The 5,927-nt window shown below is 55.5% G+C and carries 2 protein-coding genes; both read right to left on the bottom strand.

The window, feature by feature from the left end; all coding sequences use genetic code 11:
• Positions 1-2,882: PAS domain S-box protein (locus CW742_RS05725; protein WP_292417714.1), on the bottom strand; the 2,882-nt coding region annotated here is incomplete at its 3' end.
• 108 nt (positions 2,883-2,990) lie between these two features.
• Positions 2,991-5,810: a PAS domain S-box protein gene (locus CW742_RS05720; protein ID WP_292417712.1), complete on the bottom strand. Its 2,820-nt coding sequence runs from the start codon at positions 5,808-5,810 to the stop codon at positions 2,991-2,993.
• Positions 5,811-5,927: the final 117 nt, after the last annotated feature.

Here is a 5,927-nt window from a genome sequence, read left to right as displayed (position 1 = left end):
GTCTCGAACCGCACAGTCTCTCCCGCTGCAGCCTTGTGTATCGCATCCTTCAGCTGTTCCTGTACTTCGGCCGAGTGGGACCACCAGGCCGTCTCCCAGAAGAGGTGGCCTGTTACAGCGGACTCCGCAACACCGGCAAAGTCGAGCGCGGTTCGGTTGGCCATGAGCACGGTTCCGTCCGTGTTGATCAACCCGATGAACTGGAACGTCTGGTTCGTAATTGCCCTGAACTTTGCCTCGCTTTTCTGGAGGGCAAGGCTTATCTCGATCCTGTCCGTGACATCCTGGAAGACGCCGGAAAAGACCACTTCATCACCATGCCGGACCGGGCTTGACATCCCCCGGAACCAGATCACATCGCCCGAAGGTTTGACAAATTTTCCCGTGAAATCCCAGAGGGCTTCGGAATCAATCGCCGTATGGACCGAATCCATGAACCGGTCCCGATCTACAGGGTGTATCGCGCTTGTAAACGCCTGGAAGAACTCCTCAGGATCGTTGTCGATGCCAAGGATCTCACACGATCTTTCGTTGACATAATAGAAACCCATGTTGCCGTTGGATCGGGCATAGAACTGGAAGACGACTCCCGGCATTGTTGCAGCGATCTCTTCCATCTGCTGTGTGCGGGCACGGACCTGCTCCTCTGCACGGGCAAGCTCATCATATTGTTTCCGGAGTTCTTCCTCGGCACTGGCAAGCTGTTCGTACGCAGCCTGGCGCTCGGCTTCCAGCTGCTGCTTCTCTGTAACATCCCGGATGATCCCCAGCAGTGCAGGCTGATCCTGGTACGTGATGAGCGTTACAGTAAACTCGCAGACCCTGACCTCTCCGTTCCGGGTAACAACACGGGCAGAGAATGCCTGCGGGATATCTTCCCCCGCGGTTCTCCGGTCCCGTGCTTCCTGCAGCCGTGCACGATCGTTTGGATGAATACGGTCCCAGATGTTTCCGGCCATGAGTTCTTCCTGGCTGAATCCGGTGAGTTCCGCTACTCTCCTGTTGGCAAACAGCAGCTGGTCACTACGGTAGATATAGATCGCATCGTTGCTGTTCTCGACAACCGTGCGGTATTTCTCCTCGTCTGCCCGCCGCTCCCCTTCCATCCGCTGTGCCTTTAAGAGGTTCCAGAGCCCCTGCATCAGGAGGAGCAGTTCGTTTGCATCATTCTCCGTATAATCGGTTGCCTTGTTGGCCACACCAGCCACGAGGACGACCCGGCCCTCCTCAATCACCGGCACGTTCATGTGCCGGTGGATTTGGGGATGGCCGTCAGGGTATCCCTTCTTTGCAGGGTTCGGGGCAGCATAGTCGTTTGTGATGACCGGCCTGCGCTGACGGACAGCCTCTCCCCACAGCCCGGTCTTTTCGGTCTTGTAGATGATGGGCTTGTCCACCATTGCGCATTCGGCCATTGCGGATTTCGACCAGGCATACATCGTGAGCTCGCTCTCGTCCGCGTTCATGAATGCCAGGTACGCGAGCGGGCTCGAGGTAACAAGGCAGGCTCCTTCGACAGCATAGGCACGGAGGTCTTCATCGCCCTTCCCGGCATGCTCGTAGAACCCGAGCATGTACTTGAGGCGCAGTTCGCTCTCGCGGATCCTCTTCCCGCTAGCGGCAAGCTCATCGTATTGCGCTTTGAGTTCTTCACCCGATGCAGCAAGTTCCTCGTTGACCGCCTGGAGTTCTTCCTCGTCCTTCTTCCGGCTGGTGATATCGACAATGATGCCGCGTGCCCCGGCAACCCTGCCGTTCCTGAGGACCGGAGAGGCAAAGATCAGGATAGGGAAAGTAGTCCCGTCTTTTCTTAAGGCTGTATACTCCCGTCCGGAATTCTCGCTTATCCCCGTCTCCAGGCTCTTCTGGTAAAACGCGGAGGCACGTTCCCGGTCGGCAGGTGCAATTGCGCTCCGGAAATCCACCCCCCGGGCGAACGTTTCCGCCGTATACCCAAACATGTCCAGTGCCCGGCGGTTGACATAGGTCAGCCTCCCGTTGGCATCCGATTCGTAAATCCCCAGGGGCAGCAGTTCGGCAAGTTCGCGGAACCTTTTCTCGCTCTCCCGTTGTGCCTCCTCGGCCTTCTTCCGGTCGGTAATATCCCGTATCGCCTCGATTGCCCCGGTAATATTCCCCGCCTTGTCGTACAGGGGGCTTGCTTTCGCAATGACATAGATCCGTTTTCCTTTTGGCGTTGGCAGATCGGTTTCGGCCGAAAGGGTGGCCCCGTCCCTTACGATGTGGGAATAGAATGGGGATATCTTCTCGTCCGGCGCGGAGATCAGGTCGATCAGGATCGGGCGGCGCTTACCATAGAACGGTATGGCATACTCGTACTCCCCCTTGCCGAGCATGGTGGTGGACGAAATACCGGTCATCTCCTCAATGGCACGGTTCCATGCGATCACCTTTCCATCGGTGTCGATGGCAAAGGTGGCATCCGGCAGGAAGTTGATGAGGTCGGAGAGGCGCCTCTCGGAGTCCTGGAGGGCGTACTCGGCCTGCCGTTTGCTGACCGCCTGCCGGATCTTATGTGCCAGTTCGGCAAACTGTGCTTTGGGATCGCCCCCTTTCTGGAGGTAAAAATCCGCCCCGTTGTTGATCGCCTCGATGACGACCTCCTCGCGCCCCCGGCCGGTGAAGAGGATAAAGGGTATAGAGCCATATGACATCCGAACAGCTTTTAAAAATTCAATGCCATTCATCTCGGGCATCTGGTAGTCGGAAACAATGGCATCGAAGGTGTGCGCTGCCAGTTCGTCAAGACCCTCCCTTCCTGAAAGGGTGGTAGTAACCGTAAAGCCCCCGCTCGTTTCCAGGAACAGTTTCCCGATCTCGAGCAGTCCCGGTTCATCATCGACGTAGAGAAGTGACAGCATGCAGGTCGTTCCGTGCGGGGGAATATGGAAGTAATTGTGACTCGATGAAAGGAGTTGTCCGCAGGAAAGATGAATGTTACGTGCAGCAGTACAATGGCAGGTCCTGGATCACGAGGTGTACCGGTACCCGTTCTTTGGCACGGAGATCTCGAATCGTGCCCCCGTTCCCTGCGAACCGTTCTCGATAATAGTGATACCGGTGATGGCAAGGATCTCGCGTGAGAGATAGAGGCCAAGGCCGGTGTTCTTGCCGAATCCCTTTTCGAAGATGACGTTCTTCTCCGGTTCGGGAATCCCCGCACCGTCATCCTCAAAGACCAGTACCAGGGATGAGCCTTCTGTATGGCTGGTGATCCGGATCATGGTCATCTTCTTGCCACCGTAGCGCAGGGAGTTGTCGATGAGGTTGTAGAATACTTTCTCCACCAGGGGGTCAGCGAACACTTCAATGCCGTGAACCTCCTTGACGACCCGGATGTTCCGCAGGGGAAGTAACGCAACCGCGGCATCAATACTGGCATTCACATCCTGCCATAACGGTGCGTTCAGACCAAGATCCTCGTAGTCCTTGGTGAAGGTGATCTGGCGGGTGATGGTCTCGGCAATCTTCTGGTTCTTTTTTAAAAATTCAATAAGCTCTTCCGGCTTGTCGATCGAATCCTGGCTCAGTTCAATAAACGCCATCAGGGCCATCAGCTGGTTGCGGATATCGTGCCGGGTAATACTTGAAAGGAGGTGGAGTTTCTTGTTTGCAATACGGAGGGCTTCTTCTGCCCTCCGCTGTTCCGTGATGTCATGGATAACACCTTCCACGCCAAGAATCGTGCCTGCGGCATCGTAATAGAAATGGCTGCTCGTGGTCACATGCCGGATTGATCCGTCGCGGACCTTCAGGTCCAGGGGGAAGGAATCAACCGATCCTTTTTCTTTGAGGATTGCAAGGAGTTTTTCACGGTCCCGGGGGTCGGCATAGACCAGGGAAACATCCTGTCCGATCAGTTCATCCGGCGCATATCCCGAGATAACAAATGCCGACGGGCTGAGCATCGTGATCTTCCCGTTGATGTCCGTACGGTAGAAGAGGTCCTGCATCTCTTCGATGATTGCCCGGTACTTCTCCTCGCTTTCCCGGAGGGCACTCTCCATTTCTTTCCTCTCGGTAATGTCGAGAAATGTCCCGATAATCCCGCCCGTGGCCCCGCTGTGGTCCAGGTAACAGGCCTTGTAATAGATCACGTCGTGAAGGGAACCATCTGCATACCGGACCTGCGATTCATAGGTCTGGAAACCGGAATTTTTGAGCAGATCCTGGTCAGCGGCAAAATATACATCTGCAAGTTCTTTTGGGGCAATATCATACACGGTCTTCCCGATCAGCGCATCCCGCCCGATGCCGAGATATTCTTCGAAGGGCCGGTTGCACCCAAGGTATTTTCCTCCCGCATCCTTGTAGAAAACGGGGAGGGGAAGCGTGTCGATCAGGGTCGAGAGGAAGCGGGTATGGTCTGCAAGCTGCTGCTCGATCCGCCTGCGTTTGGTGATATCCCGGGCTGCGGCAAAGATACGGTCTCCTTTCGGGAATGATTTCCATTCGATCCACCGGTAACTGCCGTCGCGGTGGCGGTACCGGTTCGTGAAGTTGAGGACTTCTTTCTGGGCGCTGAGGGAGCTGATGGCGTCGAGGGTGGCCGGTACGTCGTCCGGGTGGACAAAGTCCAGGAAACGGCGGCCTTCGAGTTCATCAAGCGAGTACCCCAGCGTCTTCTCCCACTCCGGGTTCAGCCGGCGGAAATACCCCTGTGTATCCGCAATACAGAACAGGTCGAGGCTTGTCGAGAAGTACTGGTCCAGTTCTTCGGTCTTCTCCCGCAGGGCATCCTGGGCCCGCTTCAAATCCGTGATATCCTGCAGGATGACAAGGTGGCCTTCCGGATCTCTGTTGATTCCAAGAAGCGGTTCCACAGATCCGATGTAATAAAAAACCTCCCTGTTGTGGGTCCTGACAAGATCCTTCTTCATGGGGGTCTTTTCCCTGCACAGGGACAGGAAGTCAGGCCAATCTCCTGCAATCTCGCCAATCTCTTTCCCGATGGCGGCAGCATGGGTGAAAGCGAAGAGCGAGCATGCCGCCGGGTTAATGTCGATTATCCTGTCCGCTGTGTCCAGTACCAGTACGGGTTTGCTCAGGGCCTCGATCAACCGTCCCCGCGCAATGGGAATGATATCGAGAAAATGGTACCGGAAGAGGGCAACGCTGTACAAAATCGCAGCAATCCAGAGAAGGGCCGGAGTGGGGTTAACGCCAGGGAACGGAAACCTTGCGGTTTCGGCGAAATAATTGAGTACCGTCGGGAACGCAAGAGCAATGAGCAACAGGATGGTGGACGTCTCCCACAGTGTGCCGCGCTTCTTTGTTTCATAGACAAGCAGAATTATGGCAAGCACCAGCAGGACAAATGAATACAGGAAATAGATGGTGTAGAAGGAACTCTCGGAATACTGGAGGACCGGGACCGGGCCGGCAGTATTGATGGAGAAATCATAGCGGAAGAGGGTATGGAACGGGCTTGTTACCGCAAGGATTGCTGACAGGAAGGGAATGATCAACACGAGTGCCGCCAGATCCCTGCGAATCCACTCGGTCTTGTTCACATAGGCCAGTACGAGCCAGAGTTCGAGAACGGACAGGAACGGGAGGTACAGGAAGCGGAGGTTGTGGTAAAAAATCCTCAGCGGAAGGGACATCGTGAGCAGATCGAGAATATAGAGGAATGCCCAGGCCGCTGCACAGAGCATCAGGAGGACAAAAGGTGTTGCCGCGGGAACTCTCCCGACAAACCTCCGGGCATACCAGCCCACAGCAGCCATACTGGTGCCGGAGATGAAGAGCATGACGATGAGCAGGTCGAAAATGAGATTGTTTGTCATGAACCGCCCCGAAATTCCCCGGAATTGTCAATGAAAATCTCCCCGTTCTTTAGTAATAAAGTACAGGGTGCCACAGAGGCCGATCAGATGTGAAGTCCGATCCCATCAGAATCAGAG

Source organism: Methanoregula sp., from assembly GCF_002835825.1.
In the GTDB taxonomy this organism is placed as follows: Archaea; Halobacteriota; Methanomicrobia; order Methanomicrobiales; family Methanospirillaceae; genus Methanoregula.
Note: the sequence above shows the minus strand (reverse complement) of the source record. Positions and strands in the feature narration are given on the sequence as shown.

Bases quoted from the DNA above. Each gene is read 5' to 3' on its own strand.
- CW742_RS05720 (WP_292417712.1), bottom strand. From the start codon at position 5,810: ATGACAAACAATCTCATTTTCGACCTGCTCATCGTCATGCTCTTCATC.